Origin of the sequence: Chelativorans salis (genome assembly GCF_025336525.1) — a bacterium.
In the GTDB taxonomy this organism is placed as follows: domain Bacteria; phylum Pseudomonadota; class Alphaproteobacteria; order Rhizobiales; family Rhizobiaceae; genus Chelativorans; species Chelativorans salis.
Genome location: NZ_JAOCZP010000001.1, coordinates 915,782 through 939,220 on the forward strand (window position 1 = coordinate 915,782; position 23,439 = coordinate 939,220).

The 23,439-nt window shown below is 62.2% G+C and carries 24 protein-coding genes; 21 read left to right on the top strand and 3 right to left on the bottom strand.

Translation table 11 applies throughout. From position 1 onward, the window contains the following. The first annotated feature begins 26 nt into the window (after positions 1-26). From N5A92_RS04330 to pqqE, 10 genes are all read left to right on the top strand, one after another. On the top strand, positions 27-1,115 hold the full coding sequence (locus N5A92_RS04330; RefSeq protein WP_260900631.1) for an ABC transporter substrate-binding protein: 1,089 nt from the start codon (positions 27-29) through the stop codon (positions 1,113-1,115). 162 nt (positions 1,116-1,277) lie between these two features. After that, positions 1,278-2,315, top strand: a complete 1,038-nt coding sequence (locus N5A92_RS04335) for an ABC transporter ATP-binding protein (RefSeq protein WP_260900632.1) — start codon at positions 1,278-1,280, stop codon at positions 2,313-2,315. Then, positions 2,312-3,169 carry an ABC transporter permease gene (locus N5A92_RS04340; protein WP_260900633.1) on the top strand — a complete coding sequence of 286 codons (858 nt, stop codon included), beginning with the start codon at positions 2,312-2,314 and terminating at the stop codon, positions 3,167-3,169. Before N5A92_RS04335 ends, N5A92_RS04340 begins: the two co-directional genes overlap by 4 nt. Further along, positions 3,166-3,969, top strand: a complete 804-nt coding sequence (locus N5A92_RS04345) for an ABC transporter permease (RefSeq protein ID WP_260900634.1) — start codon at positions 3,166-3,168, stop codon at positions 3,967-3,969. Before N5A92_RS04340 ends, N5A92_RS04345 begins: the two co-directional genes overlap by 4 nt. After that, on the top strand, positions 3,969-4,742 hold the full coding sequence (locus N5A92_RS04350; protein WP_260900636.1) for a carbon-nitrogen hydrolase family protein: 774 nt from the start codon (positions 3,969-3,971) through the stop codon (positions 4,740-4,742). Before N5A92_RS04345 ends, N5A92_RS04350 begins: the two co-directional genes overlap by 1 nt. Positions 4,743-4,915: 173 nt before the next feature. Then, entirely contained in the window at positions 4,916-5,008 is a 93-nt protein-coding gene (pqqA, locus tag N5A92_RS04355) for a pyrroloquinoline quinone precursor peptide PqqA (protein WP_159586844.1), read from the top strand. A gap of 38 nt (positions 5,009-5,046) precedes the next feature. Further along, on the top strand, positions 5,047-5,940 hold the full coding sequence (gene pqqB, locus N5A92_RS04360) for a pyrroloquinoline quinone biosynthesis protein PqqB (protein ID WP_260900637.1): 894 nt from the start codon (positions 5,047-5,049) through the stop codon (positions 5,938-5,940). Further along, the gene (pqqC, locus tag N5A92_RS04365) at positions 5,937-6,689 is read left to right on the top strand and encodes a pyrroloquinoline-quinone synthase PqqC (protein ID WP_260900638.1); all 753 of its coding nucleotides are present in this window, start codon (positions 5,937-5,939) and stop codon (positions 6,687-6,689) included. The genes pqqB and pqqC overlap by 4 nt, the downstream gene beginning before the upstream one ends. After that, on the top strand, positions 6,686-6,976 hold the full coding sequence (gene pqqD / locus N5A92_RS04370; protein WP_260900639.1) for a pyrroloquinoline quinone biosynthesis peptide chaperone PqqD: 291 nt from the start codon (positions 6,686-6,688) through the stop codon (positions 6,974-6,976). The genes pqqC and pqqD overlap by 4 nt, the downstream gene beginning before the upstream one ends. Continuing rightward, a complete protein-coding gene (gene pqqE, locus N5A92_RS04375; RefSeq protein WP_260900640.1) occupies positions 6,973-8,118 on the top strand; it encodes a pyrroloquinoline quinone biosynthesis protein PqqE in 1,146 nt (381 codons plus the stop codon). The genes pqqD and pqqE overlap by 4 nt, the downstream gene beginning before the upstream one ends. A gap of 46 nt (positions 8,119-8,164) precedes the next feature. Here the strand turns inward: pqqE and N5A92_RS04380 are convergent, their stop codons facing one another. Continuing rightward, positions 8,165-9,034 carry a MurR/RpiR family transcriptional regulator gene (locus tag N5A92_RS04380; protein ID WP_260900641.1) on the bottom strand — a complete coding sequence of 290 codons (870 nt, stop codon included), beginning with the start codon at positions 9,032-9,034 and terminating at the stop codon, positions 8,165-8,167. A 107-nt stretch (positions 9,035-9,141) separates the two neighbouring features. On the opposite strand from N5A92_RS04380, the gene N5A92_RS04385 reads away from it, so the two are divergent. From N5A92_RS04385 to N5A92_RS04415, 7 genes are all read left to right on the top strand, one after another. After that, positions 9,142-9,984 carry an N-formylglutamate amidohydrolase gene (locus N5A92_RS04385; RefSeq protein WP_425248524.1) on the top strand — a complete coding sequence of 281 codons (843 nt, stop codon included), beginning with the start codon at positions 9,142-9,144 and terminating at the stop codon, positions 9,982-9,984. 54 nt (positions 9,985-10,038) lie between these two features. Beyond that, complete coding sequence (locus N5A92_RS04390; protein WP_260900643.1) at positions 10,039-10,548, top strand: TRAP transporter small permease subunit; 510 nt, start codon at positions 10,039-10,041, stop codon at positions 10,546-10,548. Continuing rightward, on the top strand, positions 10,545-11,867 hold the full coding sequence (locus N5A92_RS04395) for a TRAP transporter large permease (RefSeq protein WP_260900644.1): 1,323 nt from the start codon (positions 10,545-10,547) through the stop codon (positions 11,865-11,867). The genes N5A92_RS04390 and N5A92_RS04395 overlap by 4 nt, the downstream gene beginning before the upstream one ends. 70 nt (positions 11,868-11,937) lie before the next feature. Beyond that, complete coding sequence (locus N5A92_RS04400) at positions 11,938-12,987, top strand: TRAP transporter substrate-binding protein (RefSeq protein ID WP_260900645.1); 1,050 nt, start codon at positions 11,938-11,940, stop codon at positions 12,985-12,987. A gap of 84 nt (positions 12,988-13,071) precedes the next feature. Continuing rightward, positions 13,072-14,439 carry a glutamine synthetase family protein gene (locus N5A92_RS04405; RefSeq protein WP_260900646.1) on the top strand — a complete coding sequence of 456 codons (1,368 nt, stop codon included), beginning with the start codon at positions 13,072-13,074 and terminating at the stop codon, positions 14,437-14,439. Position 14,440: 1 nt separating this feature from the next. Beyond that, a complete protein-coding gene (locus N5A92_RS04410) occupies positions 14,441-15,829 on the top strand; it encodes an aldehyde dehydrogenase family protein (RefSeq protein ID WP_260900647.1) in 1,389 nt (462 codons plus the stop codon). Further along, on the top strand, positions 15,826-16,971 hold the full coding sequence (locus tag N5A92_RS04415) for an iron-containing alcohol dehydrogenase (RefSeq protein WP_260900648.1): 1,146 nt from the start codon (positions 15,826-15,828) through the stop codon (positions 16,969-16,971). The genes N5A92_RS04410 and N5A92_RS04415 overlap by 4 nt, the downstream gene beginning before the upstream one ends. Positions 16,972-17,016: 45 nt before the next feature. Here the strand turns inward: N5A92_RS04415 and betC are convergent, their stop codons facing one another. Both betC and N5A92_RS04425 read right to left on the bottom strand, forming a co-directional pair. Continuing rightward, the gene (gene betC, locus N5A92_RS04420; RefSeq protein ID WP_260900649.1) at positions 17,017-18,531 is read right to left on the bottom strand and encodes a choline-sulfatase; all 1,515 of its coding nucleotides are present in this window, start codon (positions 18,529-18,531) and stop codon (positions 17,017-17,019) included. Positions 18,532-18,628: 97 nt separating this feature from the next. Continuing rightward, positions 18,629-19,570 (bottom strand): choline ABC transporter substrate-binding protein, encoded by a 942-nt coding sequence (locus N5A92_RS04425; RefSeq protein WP_260900650.1) that lies wholly within the window; start codon positions 19,568-19,570, stop codon positions 18,629-18,631. A 115-nt stretch (positions 19,571-19,685) separates the two neighbouring features. On the opposite strand from N5A92_RS04425, the gene N5A92_RS04430 reads away from it, so the two are divergent. From N5A92_RS04430 to N5A92_RS04445, 4 genes are all read left to right on the top strand, one after another. Further along, positions 19,686-20,606, top strand: a complete 921-nt coding sequence (locus tag N5A92_RS04430; RefSeq protein ID WP_260900651.1) for a choline sulfate utilization transcriptional regulator — start codon at positions 19,686-19,688, stop codon at positions 20,604-20,606. Positions 20,607-20,762: 156 nt separating this feature from the next. Beyond that, positions 20,763-21,749, top strand: coding sequence for an ABC transporter substrate-binding protein (locus N5A92_RS04435; protein WP_260900652.1), 987 nt, complete (start codon positions 20,763-20,765; stop codon positions 21,747-21,749). A 3-nt stretch (positions 21,750-21,752) separates the two neighbouring features. Then, positions 21,753-22,502 (top strand): ABC transporter permease, encoded by a 750-nt coding sequence (locus N5A92_RS04440; RefSeq protein ID WP_260900653.1) that lies wholly within the window; start codon positions 21,753-21,755, stop codon positions 22,500-22,502. Between the two features lie 25 nt (positions 22,503-22,527). Further along, complete coding sequence (locus N5A92_RS04445; protein ID WP_260900654.1) at positions 22,528-23,211, top strand: ABC transporter ATP-binding protein; 684 nt, start codon at positions 22,528-22,530, stop codon at positions 23,209-23,211. The last annotated feature ends 228 nt before the right edge of the window (positions 23,212-23,439 follow it).

Here is a 23,439-nt window from a genome sequence, read left to right on the forward strand (position 1 = left end):
GAAAAGGCCTCTACAGGAGAACGAAGATGAAGGAACTTCACAAGACAGCGATCAGCCGACGTAAGATATTGGCCGCGGGCGCGGCTGGCGCGGGCATGCTTGCAATGCCCTCCATTCTGCGCGCACAGGACCGGTCGCTGAAGGTCGGCGTCTACGGGGGTTATTTCAAGGATTCCTTCGACGAAAACATCTTCCCGGAGTTCACAAAGGCGTCAGGCATTGAGGTGGAGTCGGTCGCTGAACCGACCGGCGAGGCCTGGCTGGTGCAGCTCGAGCAGGCGGCCCGCGCCGGGCAGGCGCCGGCCGATCTTTCGATGATGTCCCAGACATCGACGCTGAAGGGCCAGGAAACCGAGCTGTGGACCCCACTCGACCCCACCAAGATCGGGAACTACGACGACCTGCTTGAGCACTTTATCGCGAAATATCCAGATGGCCGCGTCGCCGGCATTGGCGCCGTTGCCTGGTATATCACGCTGGTCACCAACACCGATGTCTATCCCGAGGCGCCGGACTCTTGGGCAGTTCTCTGGGATCCTGCGAACGAGGACAAGCTCGGCCTTTTGGCGCTGGTGTCCAACTCCTTCCTGCTTGAGGTGACCGCCAAGACATTCATGGGCGGAACAGATGCGCTCGATACCGAAGAGGGCCAGCTCGAAGCATTCGAAAAGCTTGCCGAGGTCAAGCCGAACGTGCGGCTATGGTATCGCGACGAAGCGCAGTTCGAGCAGGCGCTGAAGTCGGGTGAGATCCCGATGGGTCAGTACTATCATGACGTCACAGGTCTTGCCGCTGCCGATGGCTTCCCGGTGCGCTCCACGTTCCCGAAAGAAGGCGGCATCCAGGATTCCGGCAACTGGGTGTTGTCGCGGGCGTCCGACAAGGTCGAGGAGGCACATGTTTTCATCGACTACATGAGCCAGCCCGAGATCCAGAGCCTCATGTCGCGCAAGGTCGGCACGGCTCCCACGCTGGAGCGCGACAAGCTCGACCTCACCGACGAGGAATTCGCGGCTGTATCGTCGGATATCGACCCGATCATCCCGCGCTACGACCTCTACACCAGCAAATCCGACTGGCTGAACCAGAAGTGGACGGAGATGATCGTCGGGTGACTCGATCGGCCATTTTTCGGGAGGGCCGATGACCGACGGATTCAGTAGGAGTTGATGCGAACGGGCCGGGCGCATGTGCTTCCGTCCGGAATAATACCTCCTGGCTGGCGCCGCGCTAATTTGGAAGCGGCAGCGGAACGGCCATCACGGTGGGACTTGCTTATGTCGGGATTGCATTTGAAGGACCTGTCGAAGCGCTTCGGCAATTTCACCGCGGTCGACGATGTCGAACTCACCGTGCCGCACGGCACCTTCGTCTGCATGCTCGGCCCTTCGGGCTGTGGCAAGACCACGCTCCTGCGCATGATCGCCGGACTGGAGGAGCCATCGGCCGGCTCTGTTGTGCTGGACGACGAGGACTTGACGCCGGTACCCACGCACAAGCGCAATTTCGGCATGGTGTTCCAGTCGCTGGCGCTCTTTCCGCACCTGACAGTGGGAGAGAACATCGCCTATCCGCTGCGCATCCGCGGCATCGACAAGGACAAGCGGAGAAAGCGCGTCGAAGAGCTTCTTGCCCTCGTCCATCTGCCAGACTATGCCGCCCGCCCCGTGTCCAAGCTTTCCGGCGGACAGCGCCAGCGCGTGGCGATTGCCCGTGCACTTGCCCTCTCGCCGCGTCTCTTCCTGCTCGACGAGCCGCTCTCCGCCCTCGACGCCAAGCTGCGCGAAGCGATGCAGGTGGAGCTGCGCCAGCTCCAGCAAAAGCTCGGCATCACCACAATCGTGGTGACACATGACCAGCGCGAGGCCATGACCATGGCCGACCTCGTGGTGGTGATGGGCGAAGGGCGCATCAGGCAAGCGGCGTCTCCAATGGAGATCTACCGCAAACCGGCAGATGCTTTCGTTGCCGACTTCATCGGCTCGACCAACCTGCTTGAGGTGGAAGCGGACAGCGTCGGTCGTGCCGTTTTCCTGGGGCAGCCCATCGCTGGCCTCTCCCTGCCCGAAGGGATGGCCAAGGGCCTTGTCTCCATCCGCCCCGAGAACGTGCATCTGACGGAAAACACAAACGGCGCCATTCGTGGCAGGGTCACCTTCATTCGCGATCTCGGCGGCACCATCGAAACCTTCGTGGAGGCGGGCGGTACGATAATCGTCGCCGTGACAACGCCTCGCGAGCGCAGCAATGTGGAGGCAGGTGCCGAGGTAGGAGTAACGCTGCCAGCGGAAAGCTGCGTGGTGCTCCAGCAATGAGACGCGAACCGCCCCGAACGATTGCCGACTACGCGCCGCTGGCCTTCCCAGCCATCATGCTGATCGTCTTCTTCGTGGTCCCGTTCTCCACCATGATCGCTGTCAGTTTCTTTCGGCGGCAGCAAGGCGGCTTCTACACGCCCGATTTCGTAATCGACAACTACGGGCGTTTCCTGAGCGCCTTCTTCGGCGGAGTACTCGGCTTTTCGCTGGCGCTCGCTATCATGGTCGCCGTCATTTGCGTGGGGATTGCCTTCCCGTTCACCTATCTTCTGACCAAGACCTCACGGCGCGTGCAAATTGTGTGGCTCGTCTGCCTGCTGTCGGTCCTCTCGCTCTCCGAAGTCATCATCGGCTTTGCCTGGTCGACGCTCCTTTCGCGCACGGCCGGCATCACCAATCTGCTCGTGGCCGCAGGGCTGATGTCGGAGCCGCAGGCCCTGCTGCCTGGCTTTGGAGCGGTACTGACTGGCATGGTCTACCAGGCGCTGCCGTACACCATCCTAATGCTCTACCCGGCCCTCGTCCGGCTCGACACGACGCTTCTGGAGGCTGCGCGTACGCTGGGCGCCTCCCCCCTGCGCGGCTTTATCAATATCATCGTGCCGACGCTCAGGAACACGATCATCGCCACGCTGATCATGGTCTTCGTCTTCGCTCTCGGCTCCTACTTGCTGCCGCAGATCCTCGGGCGGCCGCAGCACTGGACGCTGTCGGTGCTCATCACCGACCAGGCGATCTACCAGTCCAACATGCCCTTTGCTGCGGCAATGGCTGTGTTCCTGGTTCTGATCTCGCTGGCGCTGGTGGGGCTGACACTGCTTGCGGGCGGGCGTAGGGAGGCTACCGCATGATCGATGCATTCATGCGCAGAATCGGCTTTGCTGTCGTCGCGCTCTTTCTGGCGGGGCCGCTAATCGTCGTTGCTGGCGTCTCGATCAACGAGAAGCAGTCACTGACCTTCCCGCCCGAAGGCTTTTCCATGGCCTGGTATGGGCAGATCTTCACCGATTCAGGCTGGCGTGCCGCGCTCGTCGCGTCCATCCTGCTTGCCGCGCTCTCGGCCGCGCTTGCGGTTTTGATCGCGCTGCCGCTCGTCTGGTTCCTATGGCGGCGCATAGCGCCATGGGCAAATGCGTTCCGCCTGCTCGGTGTCGCGCCATTCATCTTGCCGCCGGTCATCACCGCACTCGGCCTGCTCACCTTCTGGGCGACGGTCGGCTTCTATGGCCAGTCGTGGACGGCGGTGATCAGCCACGCGATCTTCTTCGTGACGCTGCCCCTGGTCACGCTTTCGCTCGGTTTCTCCTCGATCGACCGCTCATTGGTCGAGGCTGCCGCGACCATGGGTGCAGATGATCGCCTCGTGCTGCGCACCGTAGTCCTGCCGCTGATCCTGCCCTATCTCGTCTCCGGCTATGCCTTCGCCTTCGTGCTGTCACTCAACGAGTATATCGTCGCCTACATGACCGTCGGCTTCACCATGGAGACGCTGCCGATAAAGATCTTCAACGCGCTGCGCTACGGCTACACTCCGACGATGGCCTCGGTCTCGGTGTTCTTCGTGGTGATCGCGGCCGTCGTTTTCGCGCTGATCGCCCGCTTCGGCGACCTGCCACGGCTGCTCGGGGCCATGGCTTCGGACCAGAGCTGATGCGTATCGCCGCGTTCCAGATGAAGGCAGCCGGGGGCGATCAGGCGGCAAATCTCGCCCGCATCGAGAAAGCTGCCCGTGAAGCCTCAGCGGATGGTGCGGAACTGCTGGTTGCGCCTGAGCTCGCAGTGCCGGGTTACGGCGCCGGAGACGAGATGCGCAACCTGGCTGAGCCACCGGGCGGCGAGGTCGTCGCAAGGCTTGCTCTGATCTCGCTTGAGGCGGGGGTCGCCATCCTCGCAGGCTTTGCCGAGGCGGCGGAAGGCTCAACCTATAACAGTGCAGTTTTCGCCGATGGGCGGAAGGAGCCGGTCATCTACCGAAAGTCGCACCTCTACGGCGATTACGAGCGCAACCTGTTCGCCGCCGAACGGCCCTCGGCCTGCATCGTGGAGCATGGTGGCCTCAGGATCGGCATCCTGATCTGCTACGATGTCGAGTTTCCGGAGAATGTCCGCCGGCTGGCGCAGGCCGGCGCAGAGCTCATCGCGGTGCCGACTGCGTTGCCTGCAAGCGATCACGCCGAACTGATTGCCCGAAAGATGATCCCGGTACGTGCCTTCGAGAACCAGGTCTTCGTCGCCTACGTCAACCATTGCGGCACCGATGAACTGTTCTCCTATGCCGGCCTTTCCGCGATTGCAGCACCCAATGGAAACCTCCTTGCGGAGGCTGACGAGAAGTCCGATACACTCCTCTTCGCCGATATCCGGCCGGAGGATTTCGCCGCCTCGGCGGCGGCAAATCCTTACCTGCGTGACCTGCAGTTTTAGGTTTAACCCCTCCTACGGCGGGCGTTTTCGAAGCAGCCTGACCATGGCGCGGCAGAGTTCCGGCAGGACCAAAGTACTAACTTCCCATCCTTGACCCTGCTCAGTTCTGCGCCTCTAATATCGGCCGAGTTTCATGAAAACTCGTAGGCGAGGTACATTCAGGAGGAGACTTCATGACGTGGTCCACACCGACGATCCGGGAATATGAATGCGGCATGGAAATCTGCCGCTATGCCCCCGCCGATGACGGCGATCCGCAGTTCTAAGCGGCAGACACACGACAATTAAAAAGAGAACGTTACCAATGCGCGCTGTCGTGCTGGGCGCGGCAGCGGGCGGTGGTTTTCCGCAATGGAATTGCGGTTGCCGCAATTGCAGGGCCGTCCGGGAAGACGCCGAAGGTTTTCTGCCGCGAACTCAGTCTTCCCTCGCGGTGTCGGCGGACGGCAAACGGTGGGCTGTGTTGAACGCCTCTCCGGATATTCGTGAGCAGATCAATCTGACGCCGGCACTGCATCCGACCGGTTTGCGTGCGTCGCCGATTGCCAGCGTCCTCATTACGAATGGCGACCTCGATCATATCGCAGGCCTGCTGACCCTGCGTGAGAAGCAGCCATTCAAGCTCTTCGTTACGCGCGAAATTGCCGACATTCTCGCAGCCAACCCTGTCTTCCGCGCGCTCGATGCGGATTGCGTCGAGCAGATATGCATCGGGCTGGAAGAGGAATTCGAACTCCTTCCCAATGTAAAGGCGCGGCTATTTGCCGTGCCGGGGAAAGTGCCGCTCTATGCTGAAACCGGCGAAGTAAAGACGGATATCGAGGGCGAGCAGACGGTCGGTGTGGAAATCGACGGCGATGCGAAAGCCTATTACATCCCCGGCTGCGCCAGGATGACCCGGCAGTTGGCCGAGCGGCTCGCCGGCGCGCCGCTGGTCTTCTTCGACGGCACCGTCTGGCGTGACGATGAAATGCAGCGTGCCGGCGTCGGCGACAAGACGGGAGCCCGGATGGGGCATATGGCTATGAGCGGACCGCTGGGTTCGATCGAGGCCTTTGCCAGGCTCGGGGCGGGACGGAAGGTCTTCATCCACATCAACAACACCAATCCCGTGCTCGACCCCGCTTCAGCCGAGCGCAAGGCGGCCGAGGAAGCCGGCTGGGAAATCGGCTACGATCAGATGGAGTTGAGCTGGTGACACAGCAGCCTGTCAGACTGTCGCGCGAGGACTTCGAGGCGCGCCTGCGCCGCATCGGTGAGGAGCGCTATCATGATAAGCACCCCTTCCATCACCGGCTTCATTCCGGGCAGTGCACGCCCGACCAGGTGCGCGCGTGGGTGATCAACCGCTACATGTATCAGAGCCGCATTCCGATGAAGGATGCAGCACTTCTGTCGCGCTGCGAGGATCCGACGCTGCGGCGTATCTGGCGCTCACGCATTGAAGACCATGATGGCAGTGCTGAACGCCCCGGCGGGATTGAGCGTTGGCTGAAGCTTGCCGCCGCTGTCGGTCTCGACCGGGACTATGTCGCCTCTGCCGGCGGCGTGCTCCCGGCGACGCGCTTTGCCGTCGAGTCCTATGTCCGCTTCGTCCGCGAGCGGAGCCTGCTCGAAGCTATCGCCTCTTCGCTGACGGAGCTTTTCGCGCCCAAGATCCACACCAAGCGTATCGCCGGACTGCTTGAGCATTACGACTTCGCCAACGAGGACAGCATCAGCTATTTCCGCAACAGGCTCGATGAGGCGCCGAAGGATGTCGCCTTCGGGCTCACTTACGTGCTCGATCATGCCAACACCGCAGAGAAGCAGGAGGCGGCCGCTGCGGCGCTGACATTCAAGACCGATGTGCTTTGGGCCATGCTGGACGCGCTTTATTCGGCCTATGTGGAGCCAGGACACATCCCACCCGGCGCCTGGCGCCCCGGAAAGGGATTGCGCGCATGACCACAGAGTTTCCGGAAACGGCTCGGCCACGTCTTTTGAAAGGAGTGCGCAGCCGCTTCGACCAAGCGCGCGACACATGGTTGCTGCTTGCGCCAGAACGCACACTTGAGCTCGACGCGGTGGCGGCTGCGATCCTCGCCGAGGTCGATGGCGAACGCAGCTTCAGCGAAATCGTCGATATTCTGGCTGCCAAATACAATGCGCCGAAGGAGAGGATTTCGGCGGATGTCAGAACGTTCCTGTCGTCGCTGGTGGAGCGCCGGATGTTGGAGGTCGATGTTCCATGACGCAGGTTTCCACCACGCAGGCAGGCCCGCGCATCAAGGTGCCGATGGCAATGCTTGCCGAACTGACGCATCGCTGTCCCCTCGCCTGCCCTTACTGCTCGAATCCGGTCGATATGGTAGGCCGCTCCGGTGAGCTTTCCACGCAGGAATGGACGAACGTATTCCGGCAAGCCGCCGATCTGGGCGTGCTGCATCTGCATCTTTCCGGCGGCGAGCCGGCGGCACGGCCTGATCTGGAGGAACTGGTTGCCGCTTCGACGGAGGCCGAACTCTACTCCAACCTGATCACCTCCGGCGTTGGCCTCACTGCGGCGCGACTGGAAAAACTTGCCGCAAACGGCCTCGACCACCTGCAGCTTTCGTTGCAGGGCATCGATCACGAAACAGCCGACCTCTATGGCGGCTACAGGGGCGGCTTCGACAAGAAGATCGCGGTTGCCGGATGGACCGTGGCGCTTGGCCTTCCGCTGACCATCAACGCCGTCATGCACCGGCACAACCTGCCGACGCTGGACCGGATGATCGATCTTGCTGTCGAACTCGGTGCCCGCCGGCTGGAGGTGGCGACGGTTCAGTTTCACGGCTGGGCGGAAAAGAACAAAGCAGCGCTGATGCCAACGCGCGAGCAGGTCCAAAAGGCCGGAGAGACGGTTCATGCGGCGCGGCTGCGGCTGAAGGGCGTGCTCGTCATCGACTATGTTCCCGCCGACTATTACGCCACTTATCCGAAAGCTTGTATGGGCGGGTGGGCAAGCACCAGCTTGAACGTAGCCCCGGACGGGCAGGTTCTGCCCTGCCATGCGGCGCCGACCATCCCGTGGCTAACATTCGACAATGTGCGCGAGCGTCCGCTGAAGGAGATCTGGACGCACAGCGAGGCCTTCAACTCCTTCCGCGGGGATGAATGGATGCAGGAACCCTGCCGGTCTTGTGCGCGCAAGGCGGTCGATTTCGGCGGATGCCGGTGCCAAGCCATGGCGCTCGCGGGCGATGCCGCCGCCACCGACCCTGCCTGCTCGAAATCACCACTCCACGCGGACCTTTTGGCTGCCGCAGAGGTGGCGTCCGGCACGCGGGACGCCGATCTGATCTACCGCCGGATGGCTACGCCGAAGCAGCTTGCGCGCACCCAAAACGCCTAAGCGCTACTGCGGCATCCCGGCGTTGCCGAGACCGGAGGGGGCGGGGTTACACGAACTTCCGGAACAGCCGCGTCCTGTCGAAGAGCTCTTCCAATTCATTCATGCGCGCCCGCGTCGTCTCCCAGGTGCGCGTCTCGATAGCCGCTATCAGCGCCTCGGCGATGAACAGAATGACGGCGGTGGAATCCCACGCCGAGGGCACTTCGATGCGCGCGTGGAAGCGGTGGGCGGCGTGGCGCGCGGCGGGCGAGCCCCACTGGTCAGTGAAGAGTACGATGGTCACGTCGCGCGCCCGCGCCATCTCGGTTAGGCGCAGGATATCGTGCTCGTAGCGGCGGATGTCGAAGGCGACGAGAATGTCGCCCGGCCGCATATTGAGCACGTAGTGCGGCCAGCTGTTGGAGTTGGAGGCGATCTGCGTGACGCCGGGGCGGATGACCTGCATGTGAGTGAAAAAGTGGTCGGCCATGGAGCGGGTGATGCGCCCGCCCACCACATGTACGTTGCGGGACTGATCGGAAAGAAGTTCCGCCACTGCGTCAAAGGTGCGCTTGTCGATCTGGTTCAGCGTCTGGCGGATATTCTCCGTCACAGCGTCGGCGAAGCGGCTCAGGAGGTGGCCTTCCAGTGCGCTTTCGGCCCATTGGTCATGCTTTGTGATGGGATTGGAGATAGTTGCCTGCAACTCCGCCCGAAGGGTCGCCTGCATCTCGGGAAAGCCGCCGAAGCCCAGCTTCTTGGCCATGCGCACCACCGTCGGCGTCGACACACCCGCCGACTCGGCCACCGTTGTGATGCTCTCCAGCCCGAGCATCGGGTAGTTGTCGATGAGCGCGTTGGCAAGCTGTCTTTCGGCACGCGTCAGCGCGTCAAACGCGCCGCGCAGGCGCTCGACCACCGTCTTCGGTCCGTCCATCCCCTGCAATCCCTCCGCCTTCCGCTGCCGGTCAAAGTGGCAATTGCGCAAAATCTAGACATTCAGGAATAGCTTGTAACAAAAATTTCAGAATTAATCTTGACCGCATGGATAGATATGAAAAGATATTTTCTGTTTCGGCAAGAGGGGCCGCGCTGGTGGGCAGGCAAGTGGGACGAGAAGGTGCCGGTGAAACGGGGGTCGTTGAGACGATCAACGCCGAAGGTGCGGGGCCGGTGGTGCTGGCCTGCGAGCATGCCTCCAACGTCATTCCGGCAGAGTTTACCGATCTCGGCTTGGGCGCGGAAGCACTGGAAAGCCACATTGCTTGGGATCCCGGTGCCCGCGCCGTGGCGCTTCGCTTGTCCGCGCTTCTCGATGCGCCCCTCGTCGCTCAGCATGTCTCGCGTCTCGTCTATGACTGCAACCGTCCGCCGCACGCTGCGGATGCCACGCCGGCACAGAGTGAGACCTACACAATCCCCGGCAATGCAGGTCTGACCGCGGAAGAGCGCACACGTCGCGCCAAGTTCTACTACGAGCCGTTTCGCACCGCGCTTGCCGCCTGCCTGGATGCACGCCTCGCAGGGACGGGCGCACCGGCGCTCGTGACCATCCACTCTTTCACACCTGTCTATTTCGGCATGCCGCGCGATGTCGGCCTCGGCATATTGCACGACCGCGACCGCCGCCTAGCCGACGCGCTCCTGGCTTCGCTTGCGGGCGAGAGCGGCTGGATCGTCCGCCGCAACGAGCCCTACGGACCCGAGGACGGTGTGACGCACACGCTGGCCGACCAGGCGCTGCCGCGCGGCATCGACAATGTAATGATCGAAATCCGCAACGACTTGATCGCCGACACCGCGGGACAGGAGAAGGTCGCCCGTTTGTTGGGACGGCACCTGCAGAAGGCACTTGCCGCGCCGGCTGGCGAGATGGTGGCGAAATGAATGGTACGATGAACAGAGCGGACGGCTTCACCGGAAACCAATGGACGGCACGCCATGCCTGATATCGTGCGGCGCTACGTCAGTCTCATCGACCGCGTGAACCGCGTCGTCGGCCTTTTCGCCATGTATCTGATCGTGGCGATGATCGGCATCCTGCTCTACTCTTCGGTCATGAAGGCGGTCGCTATACCGCCGCTGTGGACCCTGGAGATGGCGCAGTTCGTCATGGCCGCCTACTACATGCTCGGCGGCGGCTGGTCGCTGCAGAATGATTCCCACGTGCGTATGGACCTCATCTATTCGACCTGGTCGCCGCGCCGGCGCGCGATGGTCGACACCCTCACCATCCTGTTCCTCATCTTCTATCTCGGCGTCATGCTCTATGGCGGCTTCTCCTCGACCGCCTATGCAATCCGCTACGGCGAGACGAGCTATTCGTCATGGGCGCCGTACATGGCGCCGATCAAGATCATCATGTGCATCGGCATCGCGCTGATGCTTCTTCAGGCTTTCGCCCAGTTCTTCCGCGACCTGGCGCTGGCGCGCGGGGAGGAACTGTCGTGAGCTACGAGATGACCGCCATCCTCATGTTCTCGGGCATGATGGGCCTGCTGCTCACCGGCCAGCGCGTCTTCGGCGCCATCGGCTTCATCGCCGTCGCTTTCGCGCTTCTATTATGGGGAACCGGCGGCTCGGAGATCGCCTTCTCCTCGGCCATGAAGCTGATGAAGTGGTACGCGCTGCTGACCCTGCCGCTCTTCATCTATATGGGCTACATGCTGTCTGAATCGGGCATCGCCGACGATCTCTACAAGATGTTCCATGTCTGGTTCGGTCCCGTGCGCGGCGGGCTGGCTATCGGGACGATCGCCCTCATGGTCGTTATCTCCGCCATGAACGGGCTCTCGGTCGCGGGCATGGCTATCGGCGCCACGATTGCGCTGCCGGAACTCCTGCGCCGCGGCTACGACAAGGTGATGGTGACGGGCGTCATCCAGGCTGGCTCCTCCCTGGGCATTCTGGTGCCCCCCAGCGTGGTGCTTGTGCTCTATGCCATGATCGCGCGCCAGCCCGTCGGGCAATTGTGGCTCGCCGGCGTCTTTCCTGGCCTGATGATGGCTGGCCTGTTCATCCTCTACATCGCCGTGCGCTGTTGGCTTCAGCCCAATCTCGGCCCCGTGCTTTCCGCCGAAGAGCGCCGCATTCCGTGGAGTGTTAAGCTCAGCCTACTGTCGGCCGGCATCCTGCCCTTCTTCATCTTCATGGCCATGACGGGCCTTTTCGTCATGGGCTATACCAGCCTGGTGGAAAGCTCGGCCATCGGCGCCGTCTCAGCCACGCTCGCAGCCGCCATCCGCGGCAGGCTCACCCGTGCCGTCTTCCACACAACGGTGAGGAAGACGCTCGCCATCTCCTGCATGTTCATGTGGATCATCGTCGCGGCGCTGTGCTTCGGCGCCGTCTTCGACGGGCTTGGCGCGGTCAGGGCCATCGAGAACTTTTTTCTGGAGCAGCTCGGCCTGTCGCCATGGGAAGTGCTGATCCTGATGCAGCTTTCCTACCTCATCATGGGCATGTTCCTGGACGACACGGCGATGCTGGTCATCGTGGCGCCGCTTTACATACCGCTGGTGAAGGCGCTGGGCTTCGACCTGATTTGGTACGGCGTTCTCTACACCATCACCTGCCAGATCGCCTACATGACGCCGCCCTTCGGCTACAACCTCTTCCTCATGCGCGCCATGGCTCCCCCGGAGGTGAGCCTGGGGGATATCTACCGATCGATCATACCCTTTGTGGCGGTGATGGTCCTTGCGCTCGTCATGGTCATGGCATTCCCGCAGATCGCACTGTGGCTGCCCCAGCACTACTATATCCGCTGACGGAGGCGACGGAACGGAGGAGGCAAGAAAAGCGGCACGAAACCGAAAAGCAACCAGAGGAGAACGAGACATGCAAAACCGAAGGCAATTCCTGAAGAAGGCGGGGATCACGACCGCCGCCGCCGGCTCCGCCACGCTGGCAGCCCCTTACGTGAGGGCGCAATCGCCCATCCGCTGGCGGCTGCAGACTTACGCAGGTCCGGCGCTCGCCGAGCACGTCATCAAGCCCGCAATCGACGCCTTCAACAAGGCGGCGAACGGCGAGATGGAGATCGAGCTCTACTTTGCCGACCAGCTTGTGCCCACGGGCGAGCTTTTCCGGGCCATGCAGAACGGGACGATCGACGCCGTGCAGTCGGACGACGATTCCATGGCAGCCCCTGTCGACGTCTCCGTCTTCGGCGGCTACTTCCCCTTCGCTACGCGCTATTCGCTCGACGTGCCGGCGCTCTTCTACAAGCACGGGCTCGCGGAGATCTGGCAGGAGGCCTATGGTGAGGTGGAGAACGTCACCTGGCTTTCGGCCGGTGCCTGGGACCCCTGCCACTTCAACACCAAGGACCCGATCAACAGCTTGGCAGACCTTGAGGGCAAGCGCGTCTTCACCTTCCCGACCGCCGGCCGGTTCCTGTCGCGCTTCGGCGTCGTGCCGGTGACGCTGCCGTGGGAGGATGTCGAAGTGGCCGTGCAGACGGGCGAACTCGACGGCATCGCATGGTCGGGCATCACTGAAGACTACACGGTGGGCTGGGCCGACGTGACGCCCTACTTCCTCACCAACAACATCTGCGGCGCCTGGATCGGCCACTTCTTCGCCAACACAGAACGCTGGAACGAGGTGCCCGAGCATCTGCAAGAGCTTTTCCGCCTGGCGACGGATTCCTCACACTATTACCGCCAGCACTGGTACTGGGCCGGCGAGGCGGATCTGCGCGTCAACGGCGAGAAGATGCAACTCACCACCATTCCCGACGAAGAGTGGGAGACGGTGGAAGCCGAGGCCGAGAAGTTCTGGGACGAGATCGCCGCCGAGGGCGGACGGCGCGAGAGCGTGGTGAAGATCCTGCGCGACTATCGCGAGCTGATGCGCAAAGCGGGCCCACCCTACCGCTACGGCTGAAGCCGCAATGGCTGATGGCGCGGACCCGGGATATTTGTCCCGGGTCTGAAGCCAGGCCGACAACCACACGACAGGACGAGTTGAATGGCGGGAAAACTGACGCTGGAAGATCTGAAGTCGGCAGCGGCCTCAGGCGAGATCGACACGGTACTTGTTGCGCTTGTCGACATGCAGGGCCGCCTCATGGGCAAGCGCTTCCATATCGACTTCTTCCTCGAAAGCGCGTTTGAGGAGACGCATAGCTGCAACTATTTGCTCGCCACGGACCTGGAGATGTTCACGGTCGAGGGCTACCGCGCGACGAGCTGGGCCGCCGGCTACGGCGACTACACCATGAAGCCCGACCTTTCGACGCTGCGCCGCATTCCCTGGCTCGAAGGCACCGCACTGGTGATCTGCGACGTGCTCGACCATCACACCCACGCCGAGGTCGCACACTCCCCGCGCGCCGTCCTGAAGAAGCAGGTCGCGCGGCTCGAAGCCATGGGCATGAAGGCCATGATGGCCTCGGAGCTGGAGTTCTTCCTGTTCCGCGACAGTTTTGAGGAAGTGCACGCGAAGGGCTACCGTGGCCTGGAGCGCATCAGCACTTACAACGAGGACTACCACATCTTCCAGACCACCAAGGAAGAGGCGGTCATGCGGGCGATCCGCAACGGGCTCAACGGCGCCGACGTTCCAGTGGAAAATTCCAAGGGCGAAGCCGATGCCGGCCAGGAGGAGATCAACGTCCGTTATACCGACGCACTGACCATGGCCGACCGGCACGCCATCGTGAAGAACGGCTGTAAGGAGATCGCCTGGCAGAACGGCCGCGCCATCAGCTTCATGGCGAAGTGGGACAACAACGCCGCCGGCAATTCCTCTCACATCCACCAGTCGCTCTGGTCGCTGGAGGGAAAGCCGCTTTTTTATGATCCCGATGCCGAACATGGCATGTCGGAGACGATGCGGCGCTATCTCGCCGGCCTCCTCGCCCATGCGGGTGAGATCACCTATTTCCTGGCGCCGTACATCAACTCCTACAAGCGCTTCGCCGCCGGAACCTTCGCGCCGACAAAGGCGATCTGGTCCATGGACAACCGCACGGCCGGCTACCGCGTATGCGGCGCTGACACCAAGGCGGTGCGGGCGGAATGCCGCGTCGGCGGCGCCGACCTGAACCCGCACCTGGCCTTTGCCGCACTGATCGCCGCTGGGCTGGACGGCATCGAGAACAAGCTCCCGCTGGAGCCAGCCTTCGTCGGCGACGCCTACCATGGGCACAACATCCGCGAAATCCCGTCGACTTTGCGCGACGCGACGGCAGCCCTGGACGGTTCGAAAATGCTGCGCGAAGCGCTCAGCGACGAGGTGATAGACCACTACGTCCACGCAGCCCGCTGGGAACAGACTGAATTCGACCGCCGCGTGACCGACTGGGAAGTCAGGCGCGGCTTTGAAAGAGCATGACATGACACAGACACTGAAGTGCATCTCCCCCATAGACGGGTCCGTCTATGCCGAGCGCCCGGTAATGCCCGCGGACGAGGCGGCGGGCCTCGTCGCCAAGGCGCGCCAGGCGCAGAAGGCCTGGGCGCGCCGGCCGCTCGAGGAGCGGATCGCGCTCGTCAAGGCGGGTGTGGCGCGGCTCAACGAAATGGCGGATGAGGTGGTGCCGGAGCTTGCCTGGCAGATGGGCCGGCCGGTGCGCTATGGTGGAGAGTTCGGCGGCGTCAACGAGCGCGCTGATTACATGGCCTCCATTGCCGCGCGCGCGCTCGCCCCTATCGGGATCGAGAATTCGGATCTTTTCAGCCGTACTATCAGGCGTGAGCCGCACGGCGTGGTCCTCGTCATCGCGCCGTGGAACTATCCCTATATGACGGCCATCAACACCGTCGTGCCGGCGCTGATCGCCGGTAATGCGGTGGCCCTCAAGCACGCGACGCAGACCCTGCTCGTCGGAGAGCGCATCGTGCGCGCCTTCCATGAGGCGGGCGTGCCCGAGGATGTCTTCGTCAACCTGTTCCTGGACCACGCCGGCACCGAGGCGCTGATCGCGGCGAGACACTTCGGCTTCGTCAATTTCACCGGTTCCGTCGGCGGCGGTCAGGCCATCGAACGCGCGGCGGCCGGTAGATTCACGGGGCTCGGGCTCGAACTCGGGGGCAAGGACCCGGCCTACGTGATGGAGGATGCCGACGTCGACTGGGCCGTCGACGTGCTGATGGACGGCGCCATGTACAATGCCGGCCAGTGCTGCTGCGGCATCGAGAGGCTCTACGTCGCCGCTCCACTCTTCAACACCTTCGTGGAAAAGTCGGTCGCTTGGGTGGAGAAGCTGAAGCTTGGCAACCCGCTTGACCGGGAGATCACCATCGGCCCGATGGCCAACCGGCGCTTCGCCGATGAGGTGCGCGGCCAGACGCGGGACGCCGTGGCGCAGGGCGCCCGTGCGCTGATCGACGCAAAGCTCTTCCCCGAGGATGATGGCGGCACCTACCTCATGCCGCAGATCCTTGTCGACGTTAACCACCAGATGCGCGTGATGCGCGACGAAAGCTTCGGTCCGGTCGTCGGCATCATGCCGGTGAAGGACGACGCGGAAGCGCTGATGCTTATGAATGACAGCCCCTATGGGCTGACCGCCTCATTGTGGACGGCCGATCCCGAGCGCGCTGAACATCTCGGCGTGGAGCTCGAGACGGGAACCGTGTTCATGAATCGAGCCGACTATCTGGATCCGGCACTCTGCTGGACCGGCTGCAAAAACACCGGCCGTGGTGGTGCACTGTCGGAGATCGGCTACCACAACCTCACCCGCCCCAAATCCTACCACCTGAGGAAGCGTCAAGCATGAGTGTCTCCGTCAACTGGTCCTACCCGACATCCATCCGCTTCGGTGCGGGCCGTATCAGCGAGTTGGCGGATGCCTGCAAGGCGGCCGGCATGAGGCGCCCTCTCCTCGTCACGGACCGGGGGCTGGCGCCCTTGCCGATCACGGGGAAGGCGCTCGACATTCTGGAGGACGCCGGCCTCGGCCGAGCGATCTTCTGCGAGGTGGACCCGAACCCCAACGACAACAACCTTGCCGCCGGCATCGCTGCTTTCAAGGCCGGCGGGCATGACGGTGTGGTCGCCTTCGGCGGAGGCTCCGGCCTCGATCTAGGCAAGCTCATCGCCTTCATGGCCGGCCAGACGCGGCCCGTGTGGGACTTCGAGGATATTGGCGACTGGTGGACCCGGGCCGACAGCACGAAGATCGCGCCCATCGTGGCCGTGCCGACCACTGCCGGCACCGGATCCGAGGTCGGCCGTGCCGGTGTTTTGACCAACTCCGAAAGCCATGTGAAGAAGGTCATTTTCCATCCCAAGATGCTGCCCGCAGTCACCATCTGCGACCCGGAACTCACCGTCGGGATGCCGAAAGTCATCACGGTCGGCACCGGCATGGACGCTTTCGCCCATTGCCTTGAGGCCTATTCCTCGTCCTTCTACCATCCCATGAGCCAAGGCATTGCGCTCGAAGGCATGCGGCTCGTCAAGGAGAACCTGCCCAGGGTCGTGGCCGAGCCGAACGACCTGGAAGCGCGCGGCCACATGATGAGTGCCGCCGCCATGGGCGCAGTGGCTTTCCAAAAGGGCCTTGGCGCCGTTCACGCGCTCTCCCACCCCGTCGGCGCCCTCTATAACACCCACCATGGCATGACCAATGCCGTTGTCATGCCGCCAGTGCTTCGTCTCAACCGCTCGGCCATCGAGGCGCGTATTGCCAAGGCGGCCGCCTATATGGACATTTCCGGCGGCTTCGACGGTTTCTACGAGTTCGTGCTCAGCCTGCGCTCCGAGCTCGGTGTGCCGGACAAGCTCTCCGCACTCGGGGTGGGGCGCGATCGCATCGACGAGATGGTGGGGATGGCGCTGGTCGACCCAACGGCGGGCGGCAATCCCGTGCCGATGACCAAGACGAACACTAGAGCCCTCTATGAGGAGTCTATCTGAGGCCCTATAGCGCTGTGTATTGGTGTCACGTCACCCGGCTGCTCCTTACTCGCCGCGTGGGAAGCGTTTGGCCTCTTCCAGCACGTTCAGATCCATGTGGTTGCGCATGTAGCGTTCCGAGGCGCGCTGCAGAGGCTCGTAATCCCAAGGGTAGTAGGCACCGTGACGTAGCGCTTCGTAGACCACACGGCGGCGCGCCTGGCTTGCCCGCACCTCGGCATCGAAACGGCCAAGGTCCCAACGTTCGCTTGCTGCTTTCGTCATAGCGGCAAGCACGGCGGCATAAGCCGGGTCAGCAGCAAGGTTGGTACGCTCATGCGGGTCTTCGTTAAGATCGAAGAGTTGCGGCGGATCGAACTCGCAGAGCGCGAGCTTATAGCGGCCGTCACGCAGGGCCACCAACGGCGCATAGGATCCCTCCCCTGCATATTCCATCGGCACAGCCGCGCGACGGCGCGTGCCTGATGCCACTCCCACAAGGCTTTCGCCGTCCGTCCAAGGTCGCACCTCATCGAGATCGACCCCGGCGAGCTCGGCGAGCGTCGGCACCACATCGAGCGTGGAGGCGGGCGCATCCATGCGTCCGGCGCTGAGCCCCGGCGCCGCTATCATCAGCGGCACACGGGCCGAGCCTTCCAGAAAGCTCATCTTGAACCATAAGCCGCGCTCGCCCAGCATATCGCCATGGTCGGACAGGAAGAGGATGATGGTGTTGTCTTCCTGGCGCGTGCGCGCAAGGACGTCGAGGATTTCGCCAAACTTTCCGTCGAGATAGGAAATGTTGGCGAAATAGGCCCTCCGGGAACGGCGTACATCCTCCGGGGTGATGTTGTAGGCCGTGTAGTCGCTTGCCAGCATCAGCCGCTGCGAATGCGGGTCCTGCTCTGAAAACGGGATCGGCGGAACGAGCGGGTCGAGAGCCGAGCAGTCGGCATAGAGGTCCCAAAAGCGGCGCCGCGCCACGTAAGGGTCGTGCGGGTGTGTGAAGCTGACGGTCAGGCACCACGGGCGCCCGTCGTGCCCGCGCGCCAGGTCGTAGAGCTTTCGTGTGGCGTGATAGGCGACCTCGTCATCGTATTCGAGCTGGTTGGTAATCTCGGCGACGCCGGCGCCGGTCACCGAACCGAGATTGTGATACCACCAGTCGATGCGTTCGCCAGGGCGCGTATAGTCCGGTGTCCATCCAAAGTCCGCCGGGTAGATGTCCGTCGTCAGCCTTTCCTCAAAGCCGTGGAGTTGGTCCGGCCCGACGAAGTGCATCTTGCCCGAGAGACAAGTGTGATAGCCGGCACGACGCAGATGGTGAGCATAGGTGGGGATGTCGGAGGTGAACTCGGCGGCGTTGTCATAGACCCGCGTGCGCGAGGGAAGCTGACCGGACATGAACGAGGCGCGCCCCGGTGCACAAAGGGGGCTTGCCGTGTAAGTGTTGACGAAACGCGCCGACCGGGCGGCAAGGGCGGAGAGATTGGGCGTGTGCAGGAAGGCTGCCGGACCGTCCGGGAACAGTGTCCCGTTCAGCTGATCAACCATCAGGACGAGGATATTCGGGCGCTGCATAACCGGCTGGACTCTTGATATACGACAAGGAAGAGTTGTGTGATGAAGCAGGCGGCCGTGATTGCATCACGGCCGCCCGAGCCACGCACGGGCACGGTCAGAGACCGAGCGCGGCCTTGACTGCCGGCAGACCGGGTTCGCCGTCGAGCGTGGTGATGCCATCGAGCCAGGGGCCGAGAACCTCGGGCTGTTCCTTCAGCCAGTCAGCCGCTGCTGCCTGCGGCTCCTGCCCATCATCGAGGATCTTGCCCATCATCTCGTTTTCCATGTCGATGGTGAATTGCAGGTTACGGAAGAACTGTGCTGCATTCGGGCATTCGTCAGACCAGCCGGTGCGCGCAAGCGTGAAGACCTCGGCACCACCGTAGTTCGGGCCGAAGTATTCGTCGCCGCCGGAGAGATAGGTAATATCGAATTTCGTATTCATCGGATGCGGCGCCCAGGCGAGGAAGACGATCGCCTCCTGCGCTCTTTCCGCCCGCGCCACCTGAGCCAGCATTCCTGCTTCGCTCGATTCCACGATGCTCCAGTCGCCAAGTCCGAAGTCGTCGGCCTCGATGATCTTCCGGATATTCTCGTTGGCCGGCGCCCCGGGCTCGATGCCGTAGATTTCCTTGCCGAACGCCTCGGCGTTGGCAGCAAGGTCCTTGAAGTCGGTGACGCCCTCTTCGGCCACGTAGCTCGGCACGGCCAGGGTAAACTTGGCACCACTGAGATTTTGGGTCAGCACCTCGACGGCATTCTCGGCGTTGAGATCATCGACGAAATTCTGCTGCGCCGGCATCCAGTTGCCGAGGAAGACGTCAATGTCCTTGTTCTTCAACGACTGGTAGCCAACCAGCACCGACAGCGTCTTCACATCAGGCGCATAGCCGAGGCTTTCGAGGAGGACGGACGCGATGGCGTTGGTGGCGTTGATGTCCGTCCAGCCGGGGTCGGAAAGGCGAATGCTTCTGCAGTTTTCCGGATCGTCTGCCAGAGCCGGGGTGCTCAGAAGAAGGAAGGCGGCAGCTGCGAGGCTGAAGCAACGGTTTCTCATGCTAAGTTCCCCTTTGTTTGTATTTTAGGCGTGTGCCGAGCCGGCTTCCATTAAATCCTCATATGGGGCTATCTTTGAAGCCGTAGATTTTGGATCGCAGCTATAGAGACTGTTTATGCCTTACCGGAACCTCGACGTCGGCTGGCTGCGTATTTTCGATGCGGTCGGTCGGCTCGGCAGCCTGACGCGGGCAGCTGACGAACTGGGCTTGTCGCAACCGGCCGTCAGCTATCAGATAAGACGCATAGAGGAGCAGCTGGGCGTATCGCTGTTTCGCCGCCAGCATCGCGGCAGCACGCTTTCGGAAGCGGGAGAGACGCTTTACCGAGCTGTTCATTCCGGAGTTGAACGGATCGACGAGGCGGCGCGCGAAATCCGGCAAAAGGCGCGAACGCCGGTCATCCGCATCTTCACCGACTATGGCTTCGCCGCCTTCTGGCTAATGCCGCGCGTTGCTGACTTCCGCCGTCTGCACCCGCAGGTGGAGGTGCACGTCGTCGCCTCTCAGGGGATCGAAGAAGGGGTGGAGGAAATTGCCGACGCCGCCATTCTCTTCGGCAAGAGAGAGGACTTTCGGGAGGAAGTCCATCTCCTCATACCCGAGCGCGTGGTGCCGGTTTGCAGCCCGGGCTTCCTTGCCCGCTTCGGCCCATTTACGGATGCCGCAGCGCTCGCCAAGGCTCCGCTTCTCCATCTCGATACAGTCGGCAAGCCGCGCTGGCTCACGTGGACTTCCTGGCTCGCTGCGTACGGTTTGGCGCGTGAAGCGGCGCAAGGAGATCTTGGCCTCAACACATACGGCTTTGTCATTCAGGCCGCACTGGCCGAACAGGGGATTGCACTCGGCTGGCTCGGCCTGATCGATGCTCATTTGGCAAGCGGCACTCTGGTCGCCGTCGGTCCCGAGATCGCGCGCGAGGATTGCGGCTACTGGCTGATCTCCAATCCTTCAGCGAGCGGCGCGATACAGGCGCTGACGGACTGGCTGCTCGCGCAGCGTCGAGAAAATCGCCATACTGGCCCACCGGGCGGATAATACGCTACCTTGAAGTGAAAATCTTCACATTATCAATGCCTTCTCTGGCATAGCTCTTTGGCACTATTTTCAAAGCTTAGTGCCTTCGGTACGATTCGTTGCGGGAAGAGGTACCACTCGCTCGGCTGTTGTCAGGGTGAGACGTTGGAGGAGAAAATGCGCTCACGGTCAATGTTTACGGCCACCGTGATGATGCTGGCCGCCCTTTGGAGCCTTTCGGCGCACGCCGAAAGCACAATCCGTATTGGCGTTCTCGAATTCGGCACCGTCAACTGGGAGCTTGATGTGATCAAGCGGCACGGCCTCGATGAGAAACAGGGAATCCAGCTCGAACAGGTGAACCTCGCCAGCAACCAGGCCACGACGGTCGCACTGCAGGCGGGAGAGGTCGATATGATCGTCTCCGACTGGCTTTGGGTATCGCGTCAGCGGGCGAACGGCAGAACATACACCTTCGTTCCCTTCTCATCCTCCGTCGGAGCGCTGATGGTGCCGCCCGACTCGGACATTCGCAGCTTGGCAGACCTGAAAGGCAAGAAAATCGCCATTGCCGGCGGGCCTCTCGACAAAGGTTGGCTGCTTCTCCGCGGTCTTGCCGAACGCGACCACGGCCTGGACCTGGAAGCGGAGAGCGAGCAGGTATTCGGTGCCCCTCCGCTTCTGGCAAAAAAGGCGATGCAGGGTGAGGTGGACGCGGTCTTGAACTACTGGCACTACAGCGCCCGCCTGGAAGCTAAGGGCTTTCGGCAGGTGATCGGCGCCAACGAGGCAGCCATGGAACTTGGCGCGGATGGGCCAATCTCCGCCGTCGGCTATGTTTTTGATGAAGAGTGGGCCGCGCAGAATATCGAGGCGGTCAAAGCCTTCTTCGACGCCTCGCGCGAAGCCAAGACCCTGCTCAGGACTTCGGACGAGGAATGGGAGACCCTGCGCGAGAAGACCGGCGCCGAGGACGATGAGACACTGCGGGCGCTTCGTGACCGCTTCCGCGAAGGAATTCCTTCGCGACCCCTAAGCGAAGAACGAGACGATACGGCGAGGGTCTATGAGGTCCTGGCGGAGATAGGCGGAGAAAAACTGGTCGGCAAGGCGAAGAGGATGGCGCCGGGCACATTCTGGCCCATCCTGGTGGATGGCTCCTGACAGGTGAAGCGCGCTCCGCTGAAACTTCTGTCCGTCCTGGGTTTCTTCCTGCTGTGGGCGATTATCGCCGCGGCGGCCAATTCTCCCGACGTCCCGGGGCCCGCGGAAGTCGGTGTGTTCGTGGCGCGCGAAGCTTCGTCGGGCGAGCTGTTTTATAATCTGGCAGTCACCTTGAGCCGGGTTGCCGCAGCCTTTCTGATTTCACTGCTCGTAGGTTCGGCAATCGGCATCGTCATGGGACAAAACCGCACCGTCGACCGGATTCTCGATCCGTGGATCATCATTTTCGTCAATCTGCCGGCCTTGGTGATCATCGTTCTGTGCTACATCTGGATGGGGCTCACCGAAGTCGCTGCAGTCACCGCCGTGGCACTCAATAAAATTCCCAATGTCGTCATCACCATGCGCGAAGGCGCCAGGTCGCTCGATCCGAAGCTCTCGGAGATGGCGCATGTCTTCCGCTTTTCCCGCATGCGCACGATTCGGCACGTGGTGCTGCCGCAACTGCAGCCTTTCATCGCGGCCGCCAGTCGCTCGGGATTGGCGCTCATCTGGAAGATCGTGCTCGTCGTCGAACTGCTGGGGCGGTCCAACGGGGTCGGCTTCCAGATTCACCTCTATTTCCAACTCTTCGATGTGGCGGCGATCCTCGGCTATACTCTGGCCTTCGTGGCCGTCATGCTCGCCATCGAATTCAGTGTGGTCCAGCCCCTTGAACAGCATCTCACCCGTTGGCGGCCGAAGCCCGCTTGACGTTTGCATAGCCCGCAAGGCGTTCGTGTCCGTCGATGGCGAGGAAAGCGAAATCCTGCGCGATCTCGCTTTCACGCTACAGGCGGGAACCTTCACCTGCCTCATCGGACCATCGGGGTGCGGAAAGACGACGACGCTACGCATTCTGCTCGGACTCGATCATGACTTTTCCGGCACGGTGACCATGCCGGCGGGTGATGTCCGCACAGTGGCGGTGTTTCAAGAACCACGCCTGTTGCCCTGGCGCACGGTGGAGCAGAACGTTCGCCTGGCCCTACCGCCTGGCGCAACACCGGATATCCAACCTCTTTTTACGACTCTCGGCCTGCAGGCGATGCTCGATCGGTACCCCAGTGAGCTCTCGCTCGGGCTCGAGCGGCGCGTGGCGCTCGCACGGGCTTTTGCGGTCATGCCGGATGTCCTTCTTCTGGATGAGCCCTTCGTGTCGCTGGATGAACATACTGCCGAGCGCCTGCGCGAACTGCTTGTCGAATTGTGGCAGAGGCATGCTGTTACGGTCCTGATGGTCACGCACAATGTCCGCGAGGCCGTACAACTCGCCGACCGTCTGCTCCTCATGAACGGCCGGCCGGCCAAGATCGTCGGCGATGTCGCCGTTCCAATGGAACGCTCGAAACGCTCGGGGGTCCGCTTGCAACAGTTCCTCGACGAGTTGACCCGAAACCATGCGCAAACGGTTCGCGCTTAGGCAGCTTCTTCGTCGGCGACGGCAAAAGTCGACATAAGTACCGGGGCCGAGACCAGAATAGGTAAAAGGCGTTTTTGACAGATCTCTACGCAGATGCGCAATAATTTGTGCAGCGCAGTATTTGGGAGAGAAAGTTTTTCGTACGCGGCACCCACTCCCTTCTCTGAAGTCAGTACTATGGTTCTATCGACATTAAACAGGGGCCGATTCACACTCTCGAAGTAACTT

Excerpts from the sequence above, each read along its gene's own strand:
- N5A92_RS04350 (WP_260900636.1), top strand. The coding sequence starts at position 3,969 with ATGCGTATCGCCGCGTTCCAGATGAAGGCAGCCGGGGGCGATCAGGCG.
- N5A92_RS04415 (WP_260900648.1), top strand. The coding sequence starts at position 15,826 with ATGAGTGTCTCCGTCAACTGGTCCTACCCGACATCCATCCGCTTCGGT.
- N5A92_RS04410 (WP_260900647.1), top strand. The coding sequence starts at position 14,441 with ATGACACAGACACTGAAGTGCATCTCCCCCATAGACGGGTCCGTCTAT.
- N5A92_RS04425 (WP_260900650.1), bottom strand. The coding sequence starts at position 19,570 with ATGAGAAACCGTTGCTTCAGCCTCGCAGCTGCCGCCTTCCTTCTTCTG.
- N5A92_RS04385 (WP_425248524.1), top strand. The coding sequence starts at position 9,142 with ATGGATAGATATGAAAAGATATTTTCTGTTTCGGCAAGAGGGGCCGCG.
- betC (WP_260900649.1), bottom strand. The coding sequence starts at position 18,531 with ATGCAGCGCCCGAATATCCTCGTCCTGATGGTTGATCAGCTGAACGGG.
- N5A92_RS04430 (WP_260900651.1), top strand. The coding sequence starts at position 19,686 with ATGCCTTACCGGAACCTCGACGTCGGCTGGCTGCGTATTTTCGATGCG.
- pqqB (WP_260900637.1), top strand. The coding sequence starts at position 5,047 with ATGCGCGCTGTCGTGCTGGGCGCGGCAGCGGGCGGTGGTTTTCCGCAA.
- N5A92_RS04435 (WP_260900652.1), top strand. The coding sequence starts at position 20,763 with ATGCGCTCACGGTCAATGTTTACGGCCACCGTGATGATGCTGGCCGCC.
- N5A92_RS04405 (WP_260900646.1), top strand. The coding sequence starts at position 13,072 with ATGGCGGGAAAACTGACGCTGGAAGATCTGAAGTCGGCAGCGGCCTCA.
- N5A92_RS04380 (WP_260900641.1), bottom strand. The coding sequence starts at position 9,034 with ATGGACGGACCGAAGACGGTGGTCGAGCGCCTGCGCGGCGCGTTTGAC.
- pqqD (WP_260900639.1), top strand. The coding sequence starts at position 6,686 with ATGACCACAGAGTTTCCGGAAACGGCTCGGCCACGTCTTTTGAAAGGA.
- pqqA (WP_159586844.1), top strand. The coding sequence starts at position 4,916 with ATGACGTGGTCCACACCGACGATCCGGGAATATGAATGCGGCATGGAA.
- N5A92_RS04345 (WP_260900634.1), top strand. The coding sequence starts at position 3,166 with ATGATCGATGCATTCATGCGCAGAATCGGCTTTGCTGTCGTCGCGCTC.
- pqqE (WP_260900640.1), top strand. The coding sequence starts at position 6,973 with ATGACGCAGGTTTCCACCACGCAGGCAGGCCCGCGCATCAAGGTGCCG.
- N5A92_RS04390 (WP_260900643.1), top strand. The coding sequence starts at position 10,039 with ATGCCTGATATCGTGCGGCGCTACGTCAGTCTCATCGACCGCGTGAAC.
- N5A92_RS04335 (WP_260900632.1), top strand. The coding sequence starts at position 1,278 with ATGTCGGGATTGCATTTGAAGGACCTGTCGAAGCGCTTCGGCAATTTC.
- N5A92_RS04400 (WP_260900645.1), top strand. The coding sequence starts at position 11,938 with ATGCAAAACCGAAGGCAATTCCTGAAGAAGGCGGGGATCACGACCGCC.
- N5A92_RS04340 (WP_260900633.1), top strand. The coding sequence starts at position 2,312 with ATGAGACGCGAACCGCCCCGAACGATTGCCGACTACGCGCCGCTGGCC.
- N5A92_RS04330 (WP_260900631.1), top strand. The coding sequence starts at position 27 with ATGAAGGAACTTCACAAGACAGCGATCAGCCGACGTAAGATATTGGCC.